The organism is Nitratidesulfovibrio sp. 1201_IL3209, from assembly GCF_036763125.1.
Classification (GTDB): domain Bacteria; phylum Desulfobacterota; class Desulfovibrionia; order Desulfovibrionales; family Desulfovibrionaceae; genus Cupidesulfovibrio.
The window spans coordinates 195,577-217,906 of record NZ_JBAIYT010000001.1 but is presented as its reverse complement, the minus strand read 5'-3'; the positions used below and the strand labels follow the sequence as shown (position 1 = coordinate 217,906).

Genomic DNA, 22,330 nt, shown 5'->3' with positions numbered 1-22,330 from the left:
GTCGTGTAGCCGATCTGCTCGGGCGACTTGGGGCGGTAGGGGCATCCACAGGGCACGCCCTGAGCATCGCTCCGCGCAGGGGAGCGACCAACCCCGGATGCACGCAGGCTTGCCACTCCTGCATCGCAGTGCCGGGAATCGCCCGCCAATTGGACTTCACGCTGCCTGTACTGTCCCGTCACACGCGCCCCCTTCATGCATGGGCACACGGCGTCATCGCCGCGCTATCCTGCCTTGCGTATCCATTTGTGGTTATTGCACAACATCAGCAATTCATGTTGACCGCACCAGAAGTGGACACTACACATCTTGAGAGCACATCGCCTCCGATGTACTCCCTCTCTGAGGAGCCTCCGTCTGCACCACGGGGGCTTCTCTCTTTTCGGGCTATGCGCCACTGCGTCGCAGCCAGATTGGCTCCGCAGTCTGCAACCACACCACGCGCCACGGAGAGCACCTACCCTGCGCCGCTGTCCCGGTCTCTGGCGCGCACAACCACGTCCTCCAATTCCTTGAGTGCGGCGCGCAGCCTGGGCATGAGGTCGGTGTAGTGCCGCCCGGCGCGCGCGGCCTTGATGAAGTCGGTCACGGCCTCGTAGCCTTGCAGGCACTCGTCCTCCATGCTCCGGCCATCCGGCTCGCCGCCAAGGGGCCGCAGCCCGTAGCCCATGAACCCGGCCAGCGCCTCCAACGGGGCCACGGAGCCGCAGGCGCGCATCAGCGGCACCAGCGATTCGACGCCGAGCTTCGCGCCTGCGTCATAGGGGGAAAGCTCGCGCGAGAGCGTGGACTTGTGCTTGCCGATCTCGGCGGCGATGGCCGTCAGGGTCCGCCCCGAGTTCTCCACCATGTCCGCGATCACATCTTCCAACGCGCGCATTAAACAACCTCCTGACAAGTTTCATTTTCCCTTCACGCATGGCGGGGTAACGTGTGAGCATGGAAAAGAAGGTACATGCCCACGTCACCAGCCGCCGGTGCCTGAACGGCAACCACGCCGCCCTGGTCCGCCTGACCTCGCCGGAGGATGTGGACTGGCGATCCGTCCTGCTCCCCTCCCCCGCGTTGTCCGGCTCGCTGCTTGATGCCGTGGTTGCAACGGCTCTGCGTCACCACGCGGGAGGGCATGGGGCGCGCCTGCGCGCCGAGTACCAGCTACGACTGCCGACGCACCCTTGATGCAGGATGCTGTACCGCCAGCACCCGGCCAGTCCCCTCCGGCAGCAGCGCCCCGCGTCCTGTAAAAATCATGCTGCATAATTGACCTTGCCCGTGTGCCCGCCCTACCCCACAGGAGGAGACAACTACCCACCAACACACTCATTCTCGCGGGGCACCTCATGAACGATCTCATCAGTACCGCCATCCGGAACCGCTGCTGCCTTTTCGTCCGCAGCGCAGAGCATGAATGCATCATCGAGCCACACCTTCTGGGGCTCAGCGCCAACGGCAAGCTCCTGCTCAAGTCCTACCAACCACCCATCCCGGACGTGCCGTCCCCTGTTGCTGGCTGGAGGACTTACCGGCTGGAGGACATCGAGGAGATCGAACTCACAGACATCCCGTTTCCCGGCCCACGCGCTGACTATGACGCCACGCAATCGGGCCGCATCGCCAAGGTCATCTGCCAACTGTAGCGGGGGATCACCCTCCCGCCCGCAATGCCGGGGGCGTAGTTGCCCCCGGCTGCGCACCCTCGGTATGGAGGTGGCAACCACCCCAACCTTCAACCAAGGAGATTGTGATGGACGACAACACCCGCGCACTGCACAAGGTATTCGGCGCCCTGCTCGTCAACGCACGGTATGCAGCGTTCAACTTCTACCAGCAGCGCAAAGGAACACCGCTCACACAGGAAGAGATGGAAGAGATCGCAAACGGTGTCCTGAACGAGATCGGCGAAAACGTCGTAGCTGTCATAAAGACGGAACTCGACGACGAATAAGCTCCCTCTGCGCATGCAGGCCTCGCCGCAGCCCGGTGTAGTCAAGGCGAGGGGCAACGTAGCGCCCCCCATCACCCTGCCCCTCGTCGAGATCATCCCGGAAAGCCTTGCGGTATGCGGCTCTGGAGTTATCAAACGCCGCCAGCCAAATCCGCAGGGCACTCTTGGCATCCAAGGAGGTGGTCAGGTGCCGCCTGACCGCCTCCACCTCTTCCCGGATGGCTCGGAGTTCGGTGAGCAGTTGCTGGCCCGTGGCCTCGGTCATGAGAGATCGGGACATGCTGCCTCCTGGTTCCGCCCGCAGGCGGGTTGAAGTGACAACGCGGCCCGGCAGCATGGGCATGACATGCCGTCAGGCCGCGTCGCGGGGAGGGGTGGGGGAAGGGAGAGAGGTGCCGTAGACCAGCGGGAGCAGCTTAAAAACAGACTCACCGCTCAACCCCTTTTCTCCACGCAAGAAACGAGAAAGGCTTGCCTGCTCAACTCCACAGGCCTGCGCAACCGCCGTCTGGGTCAGGCTGCGACGAGCCATTACTGCCCGCAAAGCTGTTCGAAAGTCGTCTTGCCGCATGCCCGCATTTTATGTCTTTAAACATCATGATGCAATACGGACAAAGACTTTCAGCATATGACAAAATTCATAACCTATGATTCTGTCCAAGCATGGGATTTAAAGAAGACTTCAGAGATGGCCTAATCAGGGCTTCACAGGGAATGTTCCGCAATCCCTCGCACTTGGCTGCGGAGGCCCATGTGGAGCAGGCCTCAGTCTCGCGCTATCTCCGCAACGAAAAAGGCCTATCCCTTGAATCCGTCGGAAAACTCCTAGACGCGATCGGGGCGCGCCTAGTCTTTCCGGATGAGCAACTCCCCTCCCGCGAAGTCTGCTGGGTGGATGCCAAGGTGGTTGCTGCCGGGAACGGTCTCCCCTCGCCAGAGCATGAGGACTATTACGCCGTCCCGCTGGTGGACGAGGCCGGGGCCGGACCTGGCATCATTCCCCAAGGGCAACTGATCTCCTGGTTCCTCGTTTGGAGGCACCAGGAAACCATCCGCCATAGGGCAGACTTGATCGCCGTGCGGATTGCAAAGGGATCGGACTCAATGGCCCCGACGCTGGCACCGGGCGACATTGTGCTTGTGGACAGACAGGACAAGAACGCAGATAGGCCGGGGCGCATCATGCTTGTGATGGACCCGGATGGGGCGGGCAAGGTGAAGCGAGTGCATGCGCAACACCTGCCGGAAGAGAAGGACTACCGCCTCACCTACTACTCGGACAACGCGGCGGTGTATCCGCCAGAGGTCTACAGCCTCAAGCGCGACTTCGAAGGGGATTGGCACCGGGCCATCGTCGGCCGGGTTATCTGGGCGTGGAGCGATGTGAGCGGGAAGTAACTCAAAGACGCGTGCAGGACTGAATCATGCAAAGAAAAACTGCAAAGTTTATGTTTTATGAAATCACAGAATGTGGGTATTACACGTTTAGAAAGAGGCAACATGAGTTTTGCACAGCAAAAGATGCGTTTACAACACTCTACACATGGATAAAATCGCGAAAATCAATATATGAAACAGCAACATTTGAACCAGAAGAAGACTCTGATGACTACAAAGTATACTGCTATGAGATGGAAAAAGGAAACAGTTTTGTCTTAACCACATGGAACGCCTCACCCGACACGGATGGGCAAATCGCAGCAATTAATGGACTTGCCCAGGTTGGGGCTTCTGATGTGCGAACATCAAATTTTCCAGATGGGTATATTGCCGGGTACGAAACATATTTCTGGATCATTCCTGAGATGAACGTACTCGTGACCATTCGCTTTGACCGGACAAACAACGGGCAAAGCGCCCTTTGCAAGTACGTTGACGGTTTTCTCAGGTGCCTCTCCCCCTATGTCATAGAATTTAGAACCAAAAAAGGCGAAATCGCGACCAGATATGGCGCGACAAAAGAAACGGCCAAGACCTTAAGACCGGCCTTTGCTACCAAACGACGCCGCCTCCCCGGCAAAATCGAAGCCATTAAGGCGAGGCGTGCCCACATCACAAAAATCATTCAGAAGACAAAACTTACCCCGCTAATCAAAGCCAACGACACCGCCCTCTGGCAAGCCGCTCTTGCCAGAGTGGGCATGCGAACCAAGGCGGTGCAGCCGGTTGAAGTAGATTTTGATACCGAGTTTGCCTACACCCCATCCAAGGAAGAGTTGGAAGACATCATCACGGCGTGGGAGACGCAGCGAGGCAACCAAGGGAGCGATGACGTCGGGTTCAGAATGCGGGGCAATGCAAATGAAATAGAATGGTTAGGGAGATGCCTTGCAAAGGGAGAAATCGACCTTAACGTTCATATAAATGAACAGGGAATCATCAGGGCCTCCTCGCTATTAGAGGCACTTGAAGAAAAACGTGAATGGATCATCAACAGTGCGTATCCCCAAAACAATCGCTAGGATACTCGCAGGTGGAGCCCTAATTGCGATATTCTTCGTTGGTTACGCCTACGGACAATCAATCCCATTTTCAAATCAGCTTCAGGCGTTTGACACTCTAAGACAGACGTCTGTGCTCATATTTGGCGTTGTAGGAGCGTGGCTAGCTGTTTTGTTTCCAATGGTGCACACTCAAACAGCATCCCAAAAAGATGCTCAAGACCTTACACGAAAACTCTTCAAGCCAATAACGTCTTCACTATACATCATCACCTACTCGCTCATGGCACCACTGCTAGCTCCATTAATCAAAAAAGTACCATACGCCGTACATATTATTCCAGAACTACGCGGTGTCGGCTTCGCCTCACTCTGCGTAGCAACAGCCATTCAAATTTATACTCTCCTCCTTGCTCTGCAACCTTTCGACCTCTTCAAGACAGAAACAGACCTCATCATTGAGAAGGATGCATGCAGAAAACGTTACAGAGGAAATATTACGGAGACACAAGAGCCCAATCCTAGCGACAAGACTGACCACGCACCATAACATAAATAAGCCCCGCCGACGGGGCTTTTCGCTTGCACAGCTTGCGATGCGAGCACGCATATTGGCATGATGCTCCCCCCACCACCGCAACACCCTAGGCATTCCCATGGACAGCCCAGAAAAACGACAACACGCCTCGGAGCTTGAGTTTCGCAGATCAATATTTTTAGAACAACTCAAAGCCCGTGGCGTCGTCTACAACAGCAGCAATCTTGCAACGATCGAATACGGAAAAATGGCTCTTCGGGGCTGCTTTCTCCTTAATGGTGCAGCTGCTGTCGCCATACTTGGCTCCGGCAACCCACGCCTACTAGAAGACGTCAAATATTTTGCTATTGGTGCGCTCTTGAGCGTTTTCGCTACAGGAATTTCGTATCTCTCTCAATATTTCATCGCAGAATCGTGGAAGTCATCTATATTTACACCTCCACATAACGACATAGCAGTAAATGAATCAGCAAAATACGACACGTTGTACAGCAAAATAGGAATTGTGCTGACCGTGCTAAGCTCTCTCGCAATCATCCTTGCATACGCCTCGTTTTCCTTTGGCGTTTACCAATGCAACGACAAAATATGCGTTCAAAAAGCAAGCATCGCCTGTACAGAGATAGTATTCACCTGACACTGCCGTGCCCGGCGAGGCGCTGATCAGGCCGCCTGCTGTCCTTCGCTGTCCTCTTCCAGGTGGCCTTCGGGAAGGCCATCAAGGAAAGCTTGGTAGGGTGTCCGGCCGTTCATGCTTCTGCCTTGGTGCGTCCGTTCGTGGTTATAGTGGTGCAGGTAAGCGTCCAGGTCCGCCTGCATTTCGTCCAGGGACTCGTACCAGTTCCTGCGCCCCTGAATTCTGAAATGTTCGTCGAGCAATGTCCTGTGCAGTCGCTCCACAAAGCCGTTGCTTTGCGGGCGCCTGACGCGGGTTGTCCGGTGTTCGATGCCTTCCAGTTGCAGGAACAACTCGTAGGGATGTCTGTCGGGACGCCCGCAGAATTCCCGACCATTATCCGAAAGCACCGTGACGACCGGCGTGTCGTGCTCCTCGAATAAGGGCAGCACGGACTCGTTGAGCATATGCACCGCCGTAACCGGCAGCTTGCTGGTGTACAGCCTGCCGAAGGCGTAGCGGCTGTGACAGTCGATGGCCGATTGCAGATAGATTTTCCCCACGCCTTTCAGCGTGCCCACGAAAAACGTATCCACGGCTACCAGATCGCCGCTGCATCGGGTTTCGATATGCCGCTCCCGGAATTCCGGGCTGAATCGCTCCAGGGTGCGAACCTGATCGTCATTCAGGGCGATTCCGGTATCTCGTACATGCCGCTCCAGGCGCAGCAGCCGCTCATGCCGGGTCAGCATCCCGTTGCGGCTCCAGACGCCCCGCACACCCCCGGAACTGACCTGAACACCTTGCAGCACCAGTTGCTGAGCCACGCGCACCGGGCCATGCGTCGGGAACTCAAGGCTGTGCGCCAGAATCCTTTCTGCCGTCGCCTCGTCCACCCGGTTCGGGTGCGGTTCTCGTGGCCCCGGCAGGCGGTCCGCAAGCCCTTCAGCTCCGAACGTCTGGTAATTGCGTCGGATTTCATAGAACTGCTGCCGCGAATACCCCATGATGCGGCACGCCCTGCTCACATTATCCAGTTCGCTTGCAAGCTCTAGCAGGCTCAACTTCCTTCGTGCTACCTTCTTGCCAGTGGTCATGTCGGTCTCCTTGCTGGTGGTTGATGAAGCTTCGCAACCTCATCGCTACCCCAGACGGGCACGGCATGACCACTTCCTTTCGGAAGGCCTACTGTCAGGTAATAACTAGCTCAGCACACATCGCCTCCCTTGCCACCCCTAGACAACCCACTTTCGAGGCGAACTATAACAAGATGTTAAAAACCCATTCCGCTGAATAGCCACCGAGATACACAACCCCACTACCTCCTCGCCACCACGTTCATCATTGCCCCCCTCTCACCCCCCTGATATAGGATACCCACCCTTGGGGAAGGGCTTTCACCAGCATGGCCGATATCGGTCGAGGAGGTTCAATGAACCGACTGCTCATGGTGATGGCCCTTTGTGCCTCACAACAGCCCCGGCGGCGTTCGCCGCCGACGCATCTGCCCTGCCTCCTGGCCCGTTGGCCTGTGAGGAGTTGCGTCTCCTTCGCCTTCTTTGCTAATCTCCCCTGCAATCATCCTTGCGGCTATGGTTGAAACAAACAAAGGGGGGGCCGCCATGGCACAGGAACAGAATGTTCCACAGCAGTGCGACACCACAGATGCACAGCGAATAGCGTATAATGCAAAATATTGTGCATCACTTGAATCTATTGTTCGCTCTGCAATGGACGACTATAACCACACAACGTACACCCTAAAGAGCTTTCAGCACTCAACAATAAAAACGTATCTCTGGATATCTACCGTTGTTTTTGCTGCCGAGCTTGCGTTCTATGCAGATGTATCAGGGTCAAATACGCTTATTTCGTTCATCGGAATGGAAATAAATATACAAAGCAAGATATTTAAAGCCCTCTCATCGCTATCACTGATGCTTTCCATGGCTGTCTTTATCCTTGGCGTTGATACAATGCGCGGAAGGAACTCGACAAGTTCACCCACATCACATGGCTGGTTAGCTTTGTCGAATATGGCATATGCAGACTGCGACGAAGATTACCGCGATAACTACAGAATTGCTCTTATTCAAGACATAAGCAACGCGATCACTAGTCATTTAAAAGAATCCAACTCAAGAGGCAAAAAACTAAGATGTATGTCATGGGGCATACTCGCTTCCGTGGGATGTGCCATCCTGACACTGCTTTGTTGACCGCAACTGGCGGATAAAGGAGGTGATACAGATGAGCGACAGTAAGAAACCCTCTGCGCCCCCACCACCTCCTCCCCCGCCACCGGCTCCGACATCTCAGCATGTCACCAACGGGTGGACTGGCGACCGCATTATTGATCGCAAGGCCCCTCCACCTCCTCCGCCGTCCAAGAAGAAGTAGCGCCCGTCGCTTCCGGTTCTGACCAACCGGACTTTCGAGCCCCCGCCTTGGGGGCTCACTTTCCGCCGCCCCCCCCCAGTGGGCGGTGTTTTTTTTATCAGTTTTAATGATTTTAAACATGAAAAAATTGACTCGCAATGTTTTATGACATAAAACATATTCACCACCACCGAGGAACACCCCACGAGCAGCGCCACCCCGGCAGAGCGAGCGGAAGGAGCCAAGGACGGTGGTGCCCAGCAAGTACCGAGCACGGCAAGCCGCAAGCCCTTGGGAGCGGGAAGGCACGCGACGGCAGGGAATGGGCCACGGTATCGAACCTGATTCATTACCGGCGGAGGGAACATGGCGACCATCATCACCAGAGTGAACGGCAAGCCCGTCTGGGCGAACAGCGCCGACATGCTGGCCCTGCTCATCGTGGCCATGCAGATCGGGGCGCTCAGCGCGCAGGCCCGCACGTGGCAGCGCGCGCAGGGGTGGAGGTAGCGGCGATGCCTACCTTCAAAAACCTCCTCACCGCCGCCGTCGTGCCTGCGCTTACCGGCATGGGCGTGGCCTGCGCCATTATCGCGGCCTTGGCCGTGGCGGCGCACGTGGGCACTATCCTCATCGACGGGGGGCTGTAACCATGCAGTGGTTCACCATCGCCTACACCCGCGAGGGCGCAGACCGCATCCACCTCGAAACGGTCGAGCACCCCAACGAAGTCGAGGCATGGGGCTACGCCGTGGACATGGCCGACACCGGTTGCGAGGTCGAGATCATGCCCCACTACTTCTGCATCCCCTCGCACCACGGCCACAGCTTCCGGCGCGAAGTCAGGGACGCCAGCGCCCGCGCCGATGCGGTCAACTGGCACCACAAGGGACTCGCGGCCCGCGAGCGCCTGAAACAGGTGGCCCAGGCACCGGCGACCTAGCGCACCGCGCGGCCCCGCGCCGCACCTTTCCCACATCCCTGTCACGGGAGGACAGCATGAACCAGGCACAGACTCTTGCGCCCATCTCGCCTCACGCCCCGGCTCCGGCCAACTACATGCCGGTGACCGACCTTGTGGCGCAGGTGGGGCACATCCAGCAGGTGATGCACGCAGTCATGAAGGACGGCGAACACTTCGGAAAAATCCCCGGCTGCGGCGACAAGCCGACCCTGCTCAAGGCCGGGGCCGAGAAGCTGGCCATGACGTTCCGGCTCGCGCCCGAATACGACATCCAGGAGCGCGAGATGCCCGGCGGACACCGCGAGTACCGCGTGATGGTTCGGCTCGTGTCCATCCTCACCGGCGTCATGGTCGGCGCTGGCGTGGGCCTGTGCTCCACCATGGAGGGTAAGTACCGCTACCGGGCCGGTGATGGCGAGATCACCTCCGTCCCCGTGCCCAAGAACTACTGGGACACCCGCCGCAGCGACCCCACCGCCGCCGCCCGCATCCTGCGCGAGATTGCCAACAAGGCCGGTCTGCCCGGCTCCAAGTTCGGCACCAAGAAGGACGCGGAAGGCCGCTGGATGGTCAGCACCCACGGCGAGCGCGTCGAGCACGACAACCCCGCCGACTACTACAACACGGTGCTCAAGATGGCGAAGAAGCGCGCCCTCGTGGACGCGGTTCTCACCTCCACTGCCGCCTCCGACATCTTCACGCAGGACATCGAGGACATGCCCGAGGTCATTCCCGGTGCCGGTGCCGCCACCTCCACGCAGCAGCCGAAGCCCCAGGGCGCGGGCAAGAAGACCACCGCCCCGCCTCAGGGCAACCAGCAGCCCGCCCACAACCCGGACCAGCCCCCGGCCCCCTCTGCCGCGCAACTCGCCATGCTGCGCAACGAGGGCAAGAAGGCCGGGCTCGATGAGGTGGCCCTGGTCTCCCTCGCGCGCCACATGACCGGCGACGACTCGATCCAGAGCATCGACCAACTCACCAAGCCCGAAACCACCCAGATGATCGACGGCATCAAGTCCGGTGCGCTGCTCAACATCCCGCCCGATGCCAACCAGCAGATGGGCGACATGCCCTCGGGGTTCTAGCCATGACCGAACCGAAGATCACCGAAACCCTGCCCGCCATCTCGTTCAACGCCGAGGAACTCGAAGCGTGGGTGCGGGCCATCGTGGCCAACTACGAGGGGCTCGTGGTCACCGAGGACATGGTGCCTGCCATCAAGTCCGAGATGGCTGGCCTGAACAAGGTGCGCGACCGGCTCGAAGCGGCCCGCAAGGAAGCAGTGCGCCGGGTCAGCGCCCCGATCAGGGAGTTCGAGGAGCAGATCAAGGCGGTCACCGCCATCATCGTGGAGGCCCGCGCCGGGCTCAATGCGCAGGTGAAGGCGTTCGAGGAACTCCAGCGCGCGGACAAGCGCCGGGAGGTCCAGTTCCTCATCACGGCCACCCTTGATGAGCACGGGCTGCCCGGCCTCGACATCCCGATTCAGGATGCCTGGCTGAACAAGACCAAGCCCCTCAAGACCATCAAGGCCGAGGTCGAGGCGATCATCCTGCGCCACATCCAGCAAGAGCGGGAACGCGCCGCCCTCGAACAGGCGCAACAGGACCGGGCCGTGGCCATCGAACAGAAGGTCGAAGCCCTGGCCGAAATCTACGGCTTCTCCCTCCCGGCCTCGTCCTTCCTGCGCTTGCAGGACTTGCAGGTGCCCTTGGCCGAAGCACTGGCCCAGATCGAGCAGGCCTATTCGGCGCGCGCGCAGGCCATGCGCATCGCCCCGGCGGCTCCTGCCGCCACCCCATCCCGGTCCGCGCAGGTGCTCCAGCCCGTGGCCCCTGCCGCCGCCCCCGGACGCCCCCTGCGCAAGACGCTGACCATCACGCTCGAATACGACGCCATGCGCGAGCCTGCTGTATTGGCCTCGCTCCGGCATCTCGAAAGCCTCTGCGCGTCGTTCACCCGCACCCCCGGCATGCGCGCCGCGTAGCCGGAAAGGAGGCCCCATGGCCCGCAGGAAGAAGGAAAAGGCCCCGGTTCAGGCCGATCTCCCCGAGAACACCGTCTTCATCACCATCACCGCCGACATCCTCCAGGAGACCGACGCCGCAATCCTGATCCGCTGCGGCGAGGTCGAGGACTGGTTGCCCCTCAGCCAGATCGAATTCACCGGCACCAAGGGCGACGCCGGCGTGGTCATCAACCTTCCCGAGTGGCTGGGCGACGAGAAGGGCCTGACCGACGGCATGGGCGCGGCCCCGGCTCCGACCGATGCCGAGCAGGCCGACGCCTCCGGCGAAGACGACGCGGCCACCGAAGAACCCGGCGCGTCGGTGGTCGCCAACGACCAGAACTGGCTGCGGCAGGAAACGATCACCGTCACGCAGGAACTGACGCAGGCCGAGAAGGTCGAGTACGCCGAAGAGATGGCCCGCCTTGATGACGAGATCGAGGAACTGGAAACCGAACGCGACCGGGTGAGCAAGGCGTTGAAGAAGCAGATCGACGCCAAGGAAGACGAACGCCGCGCCCTGTCCAAGGTCGTGCGCGAAGGCACCGAGACGCGCGAAATCTTCTGCGACCTGGTGGCCGACTACAACACCTGCGAAATGGTCTGGACCGACGCCCACCCGCCCCACGAAGAAGTGCGGCGCCGCAAGATGACTGCCGAGGAACGGCAGCTTCCCCTGATCATGAACACCCGCCCCGCCCCGGCGGACCAGCCTGCGGACGACGTGGCCGACAACGGCGAGGAACTGCCCGAGGACGCCCCCGGCTTCGATGCTCACGACGCCGAGGTGACCGGCAATGACGCGCCGGACGATGGCGGGCCGGATGATTCCGACATTGATCCCGACTACCCCATCCCGGTGCCGCCCATGGCCGCACACGCCGAAGCCGAAGCGGTGCAGTAACCGACCACCCCTGACCAAGGAGCAAGACATGACTCGTGAAGCTGGTTTTCTGGGGATTCTGGCCAAGATGGGGATGGAGGACTGCGCCTGCGAACGGAAGCGCGCCAACTTCCCGAAGTTCGAGAACGAGGGCGATGCCCTTGCCTATGCCAAGCGCATCGCCACGCTCAAGCCCGGCGAGATCGTGATGTTCGGCAACGAGGACGAAGACCTCACCACGGCCGTGTACATGCACCCCGTTGAGGGTGGCCAACGGGCGTTTGTCCTCAAGCTGGACGAGGACAAGGAAGTCTCGGGATCGGTGTGCCCCTGGGCCGCCCTGTGGTTCCCCGACATGGTGAAAGCCTCCTGACCCGGCGCAGCCGTGGCGACCGGGCATCCCCCCTTCCGTGCCGGGTCGTCACGGCCAACCGGGCAGCGATCACACGCAACTAGCAGGGCCTGTCTCGCTGTCCGGGCTTGAGGAGCCCGCCGGGGGGTGCAAGCCCCCCGGCAAAGGAGGTCACCTGAATGCATGAAGGCAACGAGGCCGCACCGGCCAAGAAGCCCCGCCCCACCAAGAACTTCGCCGCCATCAACGGGGCCTGCAAGATGGCCCGACTGACCGACGGCAGCAAACCCAAGTCATGCCCCCATTGCGGCACCAACTCCAAACTCCGGACGTGCCCGTTCTGCCACCGCAAGAAATAGTTCCCTCCCCCCAACACCCGCAGCGACAAAACCTCCCTCCTCCGTCGCTGCGGGCACTCCGGCCACACCCTCCGGTGTGGTCGGACGGGGATCACGCTCAGCAAGGAGGTCCAGGACATGCACCCCACAACCGGAAGCAACACACCGCAGCCATCTGCCCGACTGTGCGCGCCCCTCCCGGCTCTCGGCCCCCTCATCTCCCCCGAAGACCTGGCCGCGTCTCTTGGCTGGACGGTGAAACGTCTGTATGCCCACGCCAAGGAACTTGGCGGCATCAAACGCGGGCGCGCCTGGCTGTTCTATTCGGCCAACGTCGAACGCGCCCTTCAATGGAGGAATGATGCCAATAACGAGGAAAGACCGGCACGGAAAACCGGTGATCTATGGGAGGGTGAAGCTTCCGAGCGGGAAGCACCGGGAGCATCGTTGCACCACATGGCGGGAGGCCGTGGCGTGGGAAGAGAGCGTGAAGGTGACGCAGCCCGATACGGTGACCGGCACGGTCTCCTTGGCGGCGCTCTTCACGGCGTATCTGGATCACGTGCAGGCGCGCGGCATGGCGGACAAGACGTACGGGGAGAAGAGGCAGGCGTTTCGTGAACTGCTGGCCGACGTGAAGCCGTCCCTGCCTGTCCAGCGCGTGACCTACGCCCTGATCGAGGCGCACCTGGACGGCATTGCCCGGCGCATCAGCGGTGCGCAGGCCAACCGGCGGCGCAAGAACATTCTCGCGGCCTATTCGTGGGGCGTGCGCGCCTTCAAGCTGCCCGAGCCATGCCCGTGGCGCGTGGAACGGTACAGGGAAGACAAACGCCCGAAGTACGTCCCGACGCCCGAGGACTTCTGGAAGGTCCACGACGCGGCGAAGTCACCGGATGAACGCGCCATGCTGTTCACGGCGCTGCACACGGCGGCCCGCAAGGAAGAGTTGTTCCGCATGCAGCGGAGTGACCTCGACTTCGCCAACCGCCGTCTCCGGCTCTGGACACGAAAGCGCAAGGGCGGCGGGCTTGAAGAGGACTGGATACCCATGACCCAGGCCCTGCACGATTGCCTCTTGCGCCACCGCCTGCAAATGGGCTTCCGCGAGCATGTCTTCGTCAGCAGCCGGGGAACCCCGTGGGTATCCGCAACGCACCTCATGGACTCGCTGTGCGACAAGGCTGGGGTGCGCCGCTTCGGCTTCCACGCAATCAGGCACCTGAGCGCGTCGATGCTCGACGGGGCCGGGGTGCCGCTCTCGGTGATCCAAGCCATCCTGCGCCATCGGAGCGCCCTGACCACATCGCGCTACCTCACCTCGTTGCGCGGCGTGCAGGCGTCCCTGGACGGGGTGTTCGACAGAACAAAAAGTGAGTCACCAAGTGAGCCATGCTTGGCGGCTACTCACTTGGTGACTCACAACTAACTGCAAACAATGGTGGGCGGTGAGGGGATCGAACCCCCGGCATTCGGCTTGTAAGGCCGACGCTCTACCAGCTGAGCTAACCGCCCCGATATGGCTGCAATGCGGCAGGACAACGCGGCAGGACGGTCAAAACCGCCGTGGCGGCCCCGCGGGCCACTGCCGACCGTGATGGGATACTGCTCATAGTGCAGGGGTGGCGGTCATGTCAAACACCTTGTGCTTTTGCACTGGACAACGCCGCGCTGGATATCTATGTAGCACTCGCGCGGCCTGACGCCGCGCCCCCGCGCCGCCCCGTGCCCGCCGTGCCGCCTTCTCTCGCGGCGGCGGACACCCGTGCCCGCGCCGCGCTTTCGCGATGACTTGCGAACCGGCAGACGGACCGTGAATCCGCCCCTCATGCCCCCCACCGCCCCCCGCACGTTGCGGCAGGACATCTCACTGCTGCTCCGCTCCGCGCCGCCCAAGGCGCGCACCGCCATCCTCGCCCTGCTGCCCGCCGCCAAGGCCGTGCTGGACACCGGCTGGCGGCCCGACATGCACGCCGCGCCCATCCGCAACTGGCGCGACCTGATGCAACTGCTGTCCGGCCTCACCGCCCAGCGCCACGACACGGAAACCCTGCTGCGCGTCACCAGCGAACTTCTGGGCATCGCCGACGAAATGGCCCCGCCGGAAGTGGTGCTGCGCGAAAGCGCCGCCGTGCTGCTGCGCGCCTTCCACGCCGACATGTTCGTGTGCCGCCTGCGCGACGACGACGGCGAATGGCAGATCATCGCGGCGGAACGCGAGGACGGCGGGCCCATCCCGCTCTTCTCGCCGGTGCTGGAAGAAGGCCTGGCCGGGCATCCGGTCATGCGGGCGGTGTGCGACGGCACCCGCCACGTGCTCTCCAACAACCTGATGGGCATGGACCGCGGCGGCGAATCCTACGACTGCATGGCCTACAAGGTGGGCTACCGCTCGCGCCTGGCCTTCGTGCTGCGCGACCGGGGCGGCCGCCCGCCCTTCGGGCTGGTGCTGCTGTATTCCGAACGCGAGCACGGCTTCGACAGCTACGACGCGCGCTTCCTGGCCAAGTGCTCGCGCATCGTGGCCCTGACCACCGGCAGCCGCGTGGCCGTGGCCCGCGACGCGCTGGAAAAGGCCGCCGGGGCCGTGGCCCACCACGGCAACAACGCCCTGGCCATCCTGCGCAACCACGCGGAATACTGCGCGGAACTTCTGGACGACATGGCCGACGACTGGGACGACGCCGTGCACGCCGCCGACGAGTTGCGCGAATTCCTGCCCGAAGGGTCCAAGGCCCACGCCGCCGCCGCGCGGCTGGCCACCGCCCTGCACGGCATGGACACCCTGCAACTGACCGAACAGCTGGACGGCGTGCTGCGCTCCACCCGGCGCATCGCCCGGATCATCGACGCGCTGGAGGAATCGGCCGAGCGGCCGCGCCTGATGCACTACGTGATGGGCCGCCACGTGCTGGACCTGGGCAACCCCGCCGACGACGAAGAAGAACTGGAAACCCTGCGCAAGACCTGCTCCACGGCCTGACCGGCCTGCGGATGCGGCGCGGGGACACCATCCCCCATGCGCCTCGCGCCCGTTGATCGCAACATTCCCTCCGGCCATGGGCCGGAGACGCAAAAAGCGCCGGTGGATCACGTCCATCGGCGCTCTCGCATTTCCTGCCTTGACCGGAATCCGGTCCGGCTAGTCTTCTCCGGCGGGCCCAGCGGCCCCGGCGGCCCCGGCGTCGCCGTCCTCCAGCGCCCGCCCCTTGTGCTTGGGCGCGTCGCGCCGCTTGCGGCGCTTGTCCTCCTGCACGCGGGTGCGCAGGTCCAGCGGCGCATCCAGCAGGGCATCGCGCCGGGCGGCGCGCAGGGCGCGGCGTTCCTCTTCGGAAAGGCCGGTGTCCCCGTCCTGTCCGGCGTCTTCGCGGCCGGTACCTTTCGGCACCGTGCGTTCCTTGCGGTCGCGGTCCTTCATGTGCTTCTCCGTCTGCTTCCGGCCCGAGCCGCCAACGGCGACCTACAGGCCGATGACCACCTTGGTGGCCACGGCGATCTGGTAAAGAATCTGCGACATGTCCTTGACCGTTTGCAGGTTCTTGGAATCCACGCGCGGCAGCACCAGCAGCTGGTCGCCCGCCGCGATGGTGGTGTCGGCGGTGCGGAACACCTCGCCATTGGGGCGCACCAGCAGGATGGTGCCGGTGTCCGCGCGGTTGGTGTAGCCGCCCGCGCCGCGCACGTAGTCCTTCAGCCGCTTGTCGCCGTTCCACACGATGGCCTGGGGCATCACCACCTCGCCGGTCACCAGCACCACGTCGCTCTTTTCGGGAATGACGATGACGTCGCCGTCCTCCAGCGCGATGTCGGCCACCTTGCCGCCGCTGCCCACCACCACGATGCCCTCGGGCGTCACGTTGCGGGCCTTTTCGGCGAACTTGCCGATCATCTCCGCCTCGTGGTTGCGGATCTGCGCCTCTTCCGGGCTGGACGAGGTGGCCGTGAACGAGCTTTCCTCCAGCCGGCGCAGGGCGTCCTCGATGGCGCGCTTCTGGCGGGCCGCCACGCTGCGCCGCTTGATGTACAGGCCGGTCAGGTCGGCCCGGTCGGCGTCCACGGCGATGTACTGCTGCACGTCGCGCAGGCGGGCGGTGCGCTTGAGCGGAAAGCGCGACGCCCCCCGGATGGCCCCCTGCACCTCGACCATGATGGTGTCGCCGGGGGTGTCGGCCAGGAATTCCACCCGGTCGCCGTCGGCCAGCGGCAGGGTGCGGAATTCGCGTAGGGGCAGGTACAGGTTGAAGGGCGCGCCGTTGCGGGTGCCCACGATACTGGCGTGCGAGGCCGTGGCCAGCGGGTCGGCCATTTCGGCCAGTCTGGCCCCGGTGGCCTCGCCCTTGCGGAATTCGAAGCGCGCCGCGTTGCGGATTTCACCGCTGGCGGACACGGCAGGCCCCTTTTCGCCCACCACGATGGTGTCGCCATCCTGCAGGCGCACCAGCGGCAGCGCGCCCTTGAGCGCGAAGGGGTACAGGTCGAAGCTGCCTATCTCCGCCCCGCCGCGCAGCAGGCGGATGGTGCGGTAGCTGCCGCGCCGGGGGTCGATGCCGCCCGCGCGGTCCAGGAAGGCCAGCACCGAATCGGACGGCGAACCGCCATAGCGGCCCGGCTTCATCACGAACCCGGTGACGAAGACCGACACCGGCCGCCCGTCCATGGGGCTGACGTAGACCTGCACGTTCTCCACGCCCGCCGCGCTGAGCTTGCTGCGGATGGCCTCGGTGACCTGGGCCTGGGCCAGCCCGGCCACGGGCACCCCGCCCAGGTCCTGCAACTCGATGTCGCCCGCGTCGTTCACCGTGGCCACGCCGTCGTAGTTGCGGTCGCCCCACAGGCGCAGCACCAGCCGGTCGCCGGGGGCCAGTTCGCGCGCCTCGGCGCTGCGGGCCTGCCCGAAGTTGCCTTGGAACAGGTTGGCGGCGAAGGGAGGCAGGTCGGCCGCCGCGCCGGTGGGCAAGGCGGCTCCGGAAGACGCGGGCGACTTGGCCTCGGACGGGGCGGCGAGCGCGCTGGAGCGCGCCGGGCCAAGCAGCACGGCCAGAACGAGCAGCAGGGCCAGCGCAAGCCGAGGGGCAAGGACGGGCAGCCATGCGGCGGCCCCCGCGCGGCGCGGCGCGGCGTGGCGGAAAAGCGGTGCGGTATCCATGGCGGGTATCCGTAATCGGCTACGCCGGGCGCAGCGCGCGTCCGGCGGATGCAAGCGTGATGTGTCTGTCATGAAGGTTCCGGCGGGAAGGGCGCTTTCCCGCCCGAAGCCGGAAGCCATCCGGCAGCGGAAACGCGGAAATCTTCTACTGAGGCGGCCGGGAAATCCCCTGCCCCCAAATGCGCGGGGCCATCTGCCACGCGTCGGCGTCGCCGCTGCCCACCGGGCGGCAGGCAATGACCACCTCCGCCTCGCCGTGCTCGGAAAGCAGCGTGGCGCGGCGGCATTCCTCGCCGGTGGCCGAGATGAACAGCCCTTCCACCACCACCCGGATGCCGGTGCCGAATTCCGGGTCGTCCAGCACGGCGGAAGACCCGGCCGGATTGCCGGTCATGAATTCCAGGATGGGCCTGGCGGGCAGGGCCTGTTCCTGCGCCTGCGGCGCGGGCTGCTGACGCCCCCCGCAGGCGGCGAGCAGGACGGGCAGCACGCCCAGGGCGCACAGGGCCAGCACGGCGGCGGGGCGGAAGCGGCGGATGGCGAACATGAAATGAACCTCTGGGTGGGTGGGCGGTGTCTCGGTGTGCCCCCGGTGTGTCCTTGATGTGTCCCCGACATGTCCCCGATATGTCCTTGACGCGCCGGGGGGGGATCCTGCGGCCCCGTCCCGGTCGGCGGCGGACGCGGAAAACGCGGCAAGCCGGGCGGACTGGCCGGACGGGGGAGACTGGGGGACTGGGGGCGCGTCCGTGCGGATGCCGCCTTCTATACTCCCGGCAACGGGCGGCTGTCCACTGGCCTGCCCCCCCTCGGGCCTCCGCCGGGCAACGGCTTTACACTACGTTTGGCGGGCTAACCCTCCACCGCCCTGTGCACGTCGATGCCATACCGCAGCATGCGGTTGCGCACCGTGCCCCGGTGCACCCCCAGCAGCCGCGCCGCCTCGGAGACATTGCCCCCGGCGGCGCGCAACGCCTCCACCAGTTCGGCCCGCTCACGCTCGTGCCGGGCGGGCCGCCCCCCGTACATGAACGCCCCGGTGGGCGGTCCGGCGGATACTCCGGCCAATGGTCCGGCCAATGATCCGGCGGACGGCATGCCGCCGTCCTCCGCGCGGGCCGGGTGTCCCTGCGCCTCGTGCCCGGCCCGGGCCGGATGCGGGCCATTGTGCCTGTCGCCCGTTCCCGCAAGTCCCGCCGCCATCCCCGGCCCCGCGCATTCCGGATGCCACGCCGCCCCGGCGATGTGCTGGGGCAGGTGTTCCACGCCCAGCCGCCCCCCCTCGGCGATGACGCAGGCGTATTCCAGCGCGCTGCGCAGTTCGCGCACGTTGCCGGGCCAACCGTAGGCCGTGAGCAGGCGCAGGGCTTCGGGGGTCAGGCCGGTCACGTCGCGGCCGTCGCGCTCGCGGATGCCCTTCAGGAAGTGGGCGGCCAGCAGGGGGATGTCCTCGCGCCGGTCCGCCAGCGGCGGCAGGTGGATGGGAATGACGTTGATGCGGAACAGCAGGTCTTCCCGGAACCGCCCCGCCCGCACCAGCCGCCCCAGGTCGCGGTTGGTGGCGGCGATGATGCGCACGTCCACCTCGCGCGAGGCGTTGTCGCCCACCCGCTCGATGCGCTTGGTCTCCAGCACGCGCAGCAGCTTCACCTGGATGGGCAGGGGGATGTCGCCGATCTCGTCCAGGAAGATGTCGCCGCCGTGGGCCGCCTCGAAGCGGCCCTGCCGGTCGCGGATGGCCCCGGTGAACGCCCCGCGCACGTGGCCGAACAGCTCGCTTTCCAGCAACGCCTCGTTCAGGGCCGCGCAGTTCAGCTGCACATAGGCCCCGTTCTTGCGGCGGCCCAGTTCGTGGATGGCCCGCGCGGCCAGTTCCTTGCCCGTGCCCGACGGCCCCAGCACCAGCACCGGGGCGTCGCTTTCCGCCGCCCGCTCGATGATCCGGAACACCCGCTGCATGGCGGACGAGGTGCCCACCATGCCCGCGAAGCCCTCGTCCGACCCCAGCAGGCGCGAAAGCTCCTCGATGCGCCGGTCCTTCTCCACCACGGCGGTGATGTCGGTGATGGTCTCCACCGCCGCGATGACCCGGTCGCCGTCCTTCAGCACCTTGGCGTTCTTGAGCACGGTGAGCGAGGTGCCGTCGCGCCGCACCAGCGTGCAGCGCTTGCGGTGCTCGTCCTTGCGGTCGAACAGGCGGCACCAGTGGCCGCCGCCCAGCGAACGCGAGCGCACGCAGGCGTCGCAGTTGAGCACCGCGCAGGTCTGGCCCGTCAGTTCGCCCGCCTCGTAGCCGGTCAGCCGTTCCAGGGCCGGGTTGGCCATCAGGATGCGGCCGTCCGGTCCCACCAGGAAGAAGCCGTCGTTGATGGTGTTGATGACCTCGCGCAGGAAGCGGCCGGATTCGAGGGCGTCCATGCTGGGTACTCCTTGGTGCGACGGGTACGGAAACCATGGGGGCCGGGGCGGGGCCAGGTGCGGGGCCGGATGCGACGCCACGCTGCCGGACACGCCGCCCGCCTTGCAGCATCGGGGCCGTTACGCGCGCCGGGGCTCGGCGCCGGACGGTGCATGCGACCGGCAAGGCGCGCCGCCGCGCCAACTGCCTGCCCCGCATGGAGATGCGCTGCATGCACGTCCGGCGGCCGGGGGATGCATATGGCCGGGCCCCCCCCGCGCCTGCCATGCCGCATGGCGCGACATGTGATCAATATTTCATCATATGGCGCATCATATGCCGAATATTCCCCACCGCGCAAGCAGGCTTTCCCGCCACCGCCGCACATGCAACAGGCTGGTTCCAAAAGACAAACACGAAATCCAACGTCCGGGCACGCTTCCTGCTCTCGGGAAAGCGGGGGGGCCGTGTCGCCGCGACGCGCCCGCCCCGCACCGACACCAGCACACGGACGACCACATGACTTTACGCAACCGCGCCATTTCCCCCCGCCGCCTGTCGCGGCGCGGGTTTCTCAAGGGCCTCGCGGGCACCGGGCTCGCCGGGCCCGCCTCCCTCGCAACCGGCATGTTCCCCTCCACGGCGGAGGGCGCGGGCGCGCCCAATCATCTGGCAGTGGTGAATGACAGCGCGCCCGTGCCCTCCGGACGGAACGGCTCGGGTTCCGCCACTGGTGGCCCCTTCGCCACCCTCATCGACATTTCCGCCTGCGTGGGCTGCGGGGCCTGCGTGCAAGCCTGCCGCGACCGCAACGCGGCCCGGCATCCGGAGCCGAAGAAGCCCTTTCCGCCCATGTTCCCGGCCTCGGTCAAGGCCGAGGACTGGTCCGCCCGGCGCGACGTGGACGACCGCCTGACCCCCTACAACTGGCTGTACATCCAGAGCGTGACCGTGGACCACGGCGGGCAATCGGTGGACCTGAACATCCCCCGCCGCTGCCTGCACTGCGACAACCCGCCCTGCGCCAACCTGTGTCCGTGGGGCGCGGCCCGGCGCGAGGCCAGCGGCACCGTGTCCATCGACGCGGACATCTGCCTGGGCGGGGCCAAGTGCCGCACGGTGTGCCCGTGGCACATCCCCCAGCGCCAGACCGGCGTGGGGCTGTACCTGGACCTGCTGCCCCGCTACGCGGGCAACGGGGTGATGTACAAATGCGACCGCTGCGCCGACGTGGTGGCGCGCGGCGGCACCCCGGCCTGCATCGAAGCCTGCCCCAACGCGGTGCAGTCCTTCGGCCCGCGCGACGCCATCCTCGCCGAGGCCCGCCGCCTGGCCGCCGAGCGCGGCTGGTATCTGTACGGCCTTGACGAGAACGGCGGCACCTCGACCATCTATCTTTCGCCCGTGCCCTTCGCGGCCATCCAGACCGCACTGGAGGCGACGCTGGAAGCCGCGACCACGGCCGCGGCGCCCGGTGTGGGGCAGAATCCCGGACAGGGCCAGGGATCGCCCGCCGCGCTGGGTCCCGGCAGGCCGCACTTCCGCGCCGTGGGCGATTCCATGCGCAACGAAACCATGCTGGCCGCCGCGCTGGTCACCGCGCCGCTGGCCGGTGCCGGAGCCGCCTTGCTGCGCGTGGCGCGCGGCCTTGGCGACATGGCCCGCGACGATGCCCGACCCGATGCGCCCGATGCGCCCGATGCGCCGGACGCGCCGGACGCGCCGGACGCGCGGGCCGCCATGTCCCCGGCCCGCCCCCTGCCGGTGGCCCGCTGGCTGTGGATCGCCTGCGCCAGCGTGCTCGGGGTCACCGGCATGGCCCAGATGCCCATCGCCGCGCGCTACGGCATTTCCTCCGTGCCCGGCCTGGCCTGGACCGCCGACTTTTATTTCACCCACCTCATGCACTACGCGGCCGCCGCCGTACTGCTGGCCCTTTCCGCGTGGCTGGCCGTGCGGTGGTTTGCCGGGCCACGCCTGTCTCGCCTGTCTGGCCAATCCCGCCTGTTTGGCACGCATCGCCTGACGGGCGGCGGCGCGGTCCGCCTGTGGCTGGTGGCGGCGCTCATCGTCACCGGGGCCATGCGGGTGGCCAAGAACCTGCCCGGCTTCGACTGGGGGCCCGCACTGACCATGTACCTCGACTGGACGCACTTGGGCCTGGCCGGGCTGCTGGGCCTGGTCGCGCTGGCGCTGGCCCTGACGGGCCGCTCCGCCTGGACCGCACTGCGCACCGGGCCGCGTACCGCCTCATCAGGCAGCCGCCATCCGGAACATCCGCCCCGCGCGTAGCGCCGGGCTTACCCGTTGAAGGAGGAGTCC

The 22,330-nt window shown here is 64.5% G+C and carries 27 protein-coding genes and 1 tRNA gene; 19 read left to right on the top strand and 9 right to left on the bottom strand.

Going from position 1 to position 22,330, the window contains the following annotated elements:
• Nucleotides 1-457 precede the first annotated feature (457 nt).
• Nucleotides 458-880 carry a phage regulatory CII family protein gene (locus V6B97_RS00895; RefSeq protein ID WP_007526798.1) on the bottom strand — a complete coding sequence of 141 codons (423 nt, stop codon included), beginning with the start codon at nucleotides 878-880 and terminating at the stop codon, nucleotides 458-460.
• A 59-nt stretch (nucleotides 881-939) separates the two neighbouring features.
• On the opposite strand from V6B97_RS00895, the gene V6B97_RS00890 reads away from it, so the two are divergent.
• From V6B97_RS00890 to V6B97_RS00880, 3 genes are all read left to right on the top strand, one after another.
• Nucleotides 940-1,179 (top strand): hypothetical protein, encoded by a 240-nt coding sequence (locus V6B97_RS00890; RefSeq protein WP_333504608.1) that lies wholly within the window; start codon nucleotides 940-942, stop codon nucleotides 1,177-1,179.
• Nucleotides 1,180-1,340: 161 nt separating this feature from the next.
• Nucleotides 1,341-1,637 (top strand): hypothetical protein, encoded by a 297-nt coding sequence (locus V6B97_RS00885; RefSeq protein WP_333504607.1) that lies wholly within the window; start codon nucleotides 1,341-1,343, stop codon nucleotides 1,635-1,637.
• A gap of 107 nt (nucleotides 1,638-1,744) precedes the next feature.
• A complete protein-coding gene (locus V6B97_RS00880; protein ID WP_333504606.1) occupies nucleotides 1,745-1,945 on the top strand; it encodes a hypothetical protein in 201 nt (66 codons plus the stop codon).
• On the opposite strand, the gene V6B97_RS00875 is transcribed toward V6B97_RS00880, so the two are convergent.
• A complete protein-coding gene (locus tag V6B97_RS00875) occupies nucleotides 1,917-2,225 on the bottom strand; it encodes a hypothetical protein (protein ID WP_333504605.1) in 309 nt (102 codons plus the stop codon). The two genes, V6B97_RS00880 and V6B97_RS00875, sit on opposite strands and share 29 nt — an antisense overlap.
• Before the next feature lie 72 nt (nucleotides 2,226-2,297).
• Nucleotides 2,298-2,516 carry a helix-turn-helix domain-containing protein gene (locus V6B97_RS17370; protein ID WP_081437326.1) on the bottom strand — a complete coding sequence of 73 codons (219 nt, stop codon included), beginning with the start codon at nucleotides 2,514-2,516 and terminating at the stop codon, nucleotides 2,298-2,300.
• A gap of 143 nt (nucleotides 2,517-2,659) precedes the next feature.
• On the opposite strand from V6B97_RS17370, the gene V6B97_RS00870 reads away from it, so the two are divergent.
• The 4 genes from V6B97_RS00870 (at nucleotide 2,660) to V6B97_RS00855 (ending at nucleotide 5,561) form a co-directional block, all read left to right on the top strand.
• Nucleotides 2,660-3,343: a helix-turn-helix domain-containing protein gene (locus V6B97_RS00870; protein ID WP_333504604.1), complete on the top strand. Its 684-nt coding sequence runs from the start codon at nucleotides 2,660-2,662 to the stop codon at nucleotides 3,341-3,343.
• A gap of 26 nt (nucleotides 3,344-3,369) precedes the next feature.
• On the top strand, nucleotides 3,370-4,407 hold the full coding sequence (locus tag V6B97_RS00865; protein ID WP_333504603.1) for a hypothetical protein: 1,038 nt from the start codon (nucleotides 3,370-3,372) through the stop codon (nucleotides 4,405-4,407).
• Nucleotides 4,382-4,936: a hypothetical protein gene (locus V6B97_RS00860; RefSeq protein WP_333504602.1), complete on the top strand. Its 555-nt coding sequence runs from the start codon at nucleotides 4,382-4,384 to the stop codon at nucleotides 4,934-4,936. The genes V6B97_RS00865 and V6B97_RS00860 overlap by 26 nt, the downstream gene beginning before the upstream one ends.
• A gap of 106 nt (nucleotides 4,937-5,042) precedes the next feature.
• The gene (locus tag V6B97_RS00855; RefSeq protein WP_333504601.1) at nucleotides 5,043-5,561 is read left to right on the top strand and encodes a hypothetical protein; all 519 of its coding nucleotides are present in this window, start codon (nucleotides 5,043-5,045) and stop codon (nucleotides 5,559-5,561) included.
• 26 nt (nucleotides 5,562-5,587) lie between these two features.
• Here V6B97_RS00855 and V6B97_RS00850 read toward each other — a convergent pair whose 3' ends face one another.
• Nucleotides 5,588-6,637, bottom strand: a complete 1,050-nt coding sequence (locus V6B97_RS00850) for an IS481 family transposase (protein WP_333504600.1) — start codon at nucleotides 6,635-6,637, stop codon at nucleotides 5,588-5,590.
• 525 nt (nucleotides 6,638-7,162) lie between these two features.
• Here V6B97_RS00850 and V6B97_RS00845 point away from each other — a divergent pair.
• The 10 genes from V6B97_RS00845 (at nucleotide 7,163) to V6B97_RS00800 (ending at nucleotide 13,893) form a co-directional block, all read left to right on the top strand.
• Nucleotides 7,163-7,759, top strand: coding sequence for a hypothetical protein (locus V6B97_RS00845; protein WP_333504599.1), 597 nt, complete (start codon nucleotides 7,163-7,165; stop codon nucleotides 7,757-7,759).
• A gap of 526 nt (nucleotides 7,760-8,285) precedes the next feature.
• Complete coding sequence (locus V6B97_RS00840) at nucleotides 8,286-8,429, top strand: hypothetical protein (protein ID WP_333504598.1); 144 nt, start codon at nucleotides 8,286-8,288, stop codon at nucleotides 8,427-8,429.
• A 5-nt stretch (nucleotides 8,430-8,434) separates the two neighbouring features.
• Nucleotides 8,435-8,569, top strand: coding sequence for a hypothetical protein (locus V6B97_RS00835; protein ID WP_333504597.1), 135 nt, complete (start codon nucleotides 8,435-8,437; stop codon nucleotides 8,567-8,569).
• Nucleotides 8,570-8,571: 2 nt separating this feature from the next.
• Nucleotides 8,572-8,862, top strand: a complete 291-nt coding sequence (locus V6B97_RS00830) for a hypothetical protein (protein WP_333504596.1) — start codon at nucleotides 8,572-8,574, stop codon at nucleotides 8,860-8,862.
• A gap of 56 nt (nucleotides 8,863-8,918) precedes the next feature.
• Nucleotides 8,919-9,968: a hypothetical protein gene (locus tag V6B97_RS00825; protein WP_333504595.1), complete on the top strand. Its 1,050-nt coding sequence runs from the start codon at nucleotides 8,919-8,921 to the stop codon at nucleotides 9,966-9,968.
• A gap of 2 nt (nucleotides 9,969-9,970) precedes the next feature.
• Entirely contained in the window at nucleotides 9,971-10,870 is a 900-nt protein-coding gene (locus tag V6B97_RS00820) for a DUF1351 domain-containing protein (protein WP_333504594.1), read from the top strand.
• A 16-nt stretch (nucleotides 10,871-10,886) separates the two neighbouring features.
• Nucleotides 10,887-11,795: a hypothetical protein gene (locus V6B97_RS00815; protein ID WP_333504593.1), complete on the top strand. Its 909-nt coding sequence runs from the start codon at nucleotides 10,887-10,889 to the stop codon at nucleotides 11,793-11,795.
• A gap of 28 nt (nucleotides 11,796-11,823) precedes the next feature.
• Nucleotides 11,824-12,147: a hypothetical protein gene (locus tag V6B97_RS00810; protein WP_333504592.1), complete on the top strand. Its 324-nt coding sequence runs from the start codon at nucleotides 11,824-11,826 to the stop codon at nucleotides 12,145-12,147.
• Between the two features lie 158 nt (nucleotides 12,148-12,305).
• Nucleotides 12,306-12,485, top strand: coding sequence for a hypothetical protein (locus tag V6B97_RS00805; RefSeq protein ID WP_012612808.1), 180 nt, complete (start codon nucleotides 12,306-12,308; stop codon nucleotides 12,483-12,485).
• 466 nt (nucleotides 12,486-12,951) lie between these two features.
• Nucleotides 12,952-13,893 (top strand): tyrosine-type recombinase/integrase, encoded by a 942-nt coding sequence (locus V6B97_RS00800; protein ID WP_333504591.1) that lies wholly within the window; start codon nucleotides 12,952-12,954, stop codon nucleotides 13,891-13,893.
• A gap of 10 nt (nucleotides 13,894-13,903) precedes the next feature.
• Here V6B97_RS00800 and V6B97_RS00795 read toward each other — a convergent pair.
• Nucleotides 13,904-13,979, bottom strand: a tRNA-Val gene (locus V6B97_RS00795).
• Between the two features lie 313 nt (nucleotides 13,980-14,292).
• Here V6B97_RS00795 and V6B97_RS00790 point away from each other — a divergent pair.
• Nucleotides 14,293-15,447, top strand: coding sequence for a hypothetical protein (locus V6B97_RS00790; RefSeq protein ID WP_333504737.1), 1,155 nt, complete (start codon nucleotides 14,293-14,295; stop codon nucleotides 15,445-15,447).
• A 159-nt stretch (nucleotides 15,448-15,606) separates the two neighbouring features.
• Here the strand turns inward: V6B97_RS00790 and V6B97_RS00785 are convergent, their stop codons facing one another.
• From V6B97_RS00785 to V6B97_RS00770, 4 genes are all read right to left on the bottom strand, one after another.
• A complete protein-coding gene (locus tag V6B97_RS00785) occupies nucleotides 15,607-15,882 on the bottom strand; it encodes a hypothetical protein (protein ID WP_333504590.1) in 276 nt (91 codons plus the stop codon).
• A 42-nt stretch (nucleotides 15,883-15,924) separates the two neighbouring features.
• Complete coding sequence (locus tag V6B97_RS00780; RefSeq protein ID WP_333504589.1) at nucleotides 15,925-17,610, bottom strand: polysaccharide biosynthesis/export family protein; 1,686 nt, start codon at nucleotides 17,608-17,610, stop codon at nucleotides 15,925-15,927.
• A 145-nt stretch (nucleotides 17,611-17,755) separates the two neighbouring features.
• Nucleotides 17,756-18,157 carry a DVU3141 family protein gene (locus tag V6B97_RS00775; protein WP_333504588.1) on the bottom strand — a complete coding sequence of 134 codons (402 nt, stop codon included), beginning with the start codon at nucleotides 18,155-18,157 and terminating at the stop codon, nucleotides 17,756-17,758.
• Between the two features lie 305 nt (nucleotides 18,158-18,462).
• Nucleotides 18,463-20,028, bottom strand: a complete 1,566-nt coding sequence (locus V6B97_RS00770; RefSeq protein WP_333504587.1) for a sigma-54 interaction domain-containing protein — start codon at nucleotides 20,026-20,028, stop codon at nucleotides 18,463-18,465.
• Nucleotides 20,029-20,527: 499 nt separating this feature from the next.
• Here V6B97_RS00770 and V6B97_RS00765 point away from each other — a divergent pair, with 499 nt between their 5' ends.
• A complete protein-coding gene (locus V6B97_RS00765; RefSeq protein ID WP_333504586.1) occupies nucleotides 20,528-22,300 on the top strand; it encodes a 4Fe-4S dicluster domain-containing protein in 1,773 nt (590 codons plus the stop codon).
• Nucleotides 22,301-22,330: the final 30 nt, after the last annotated feature.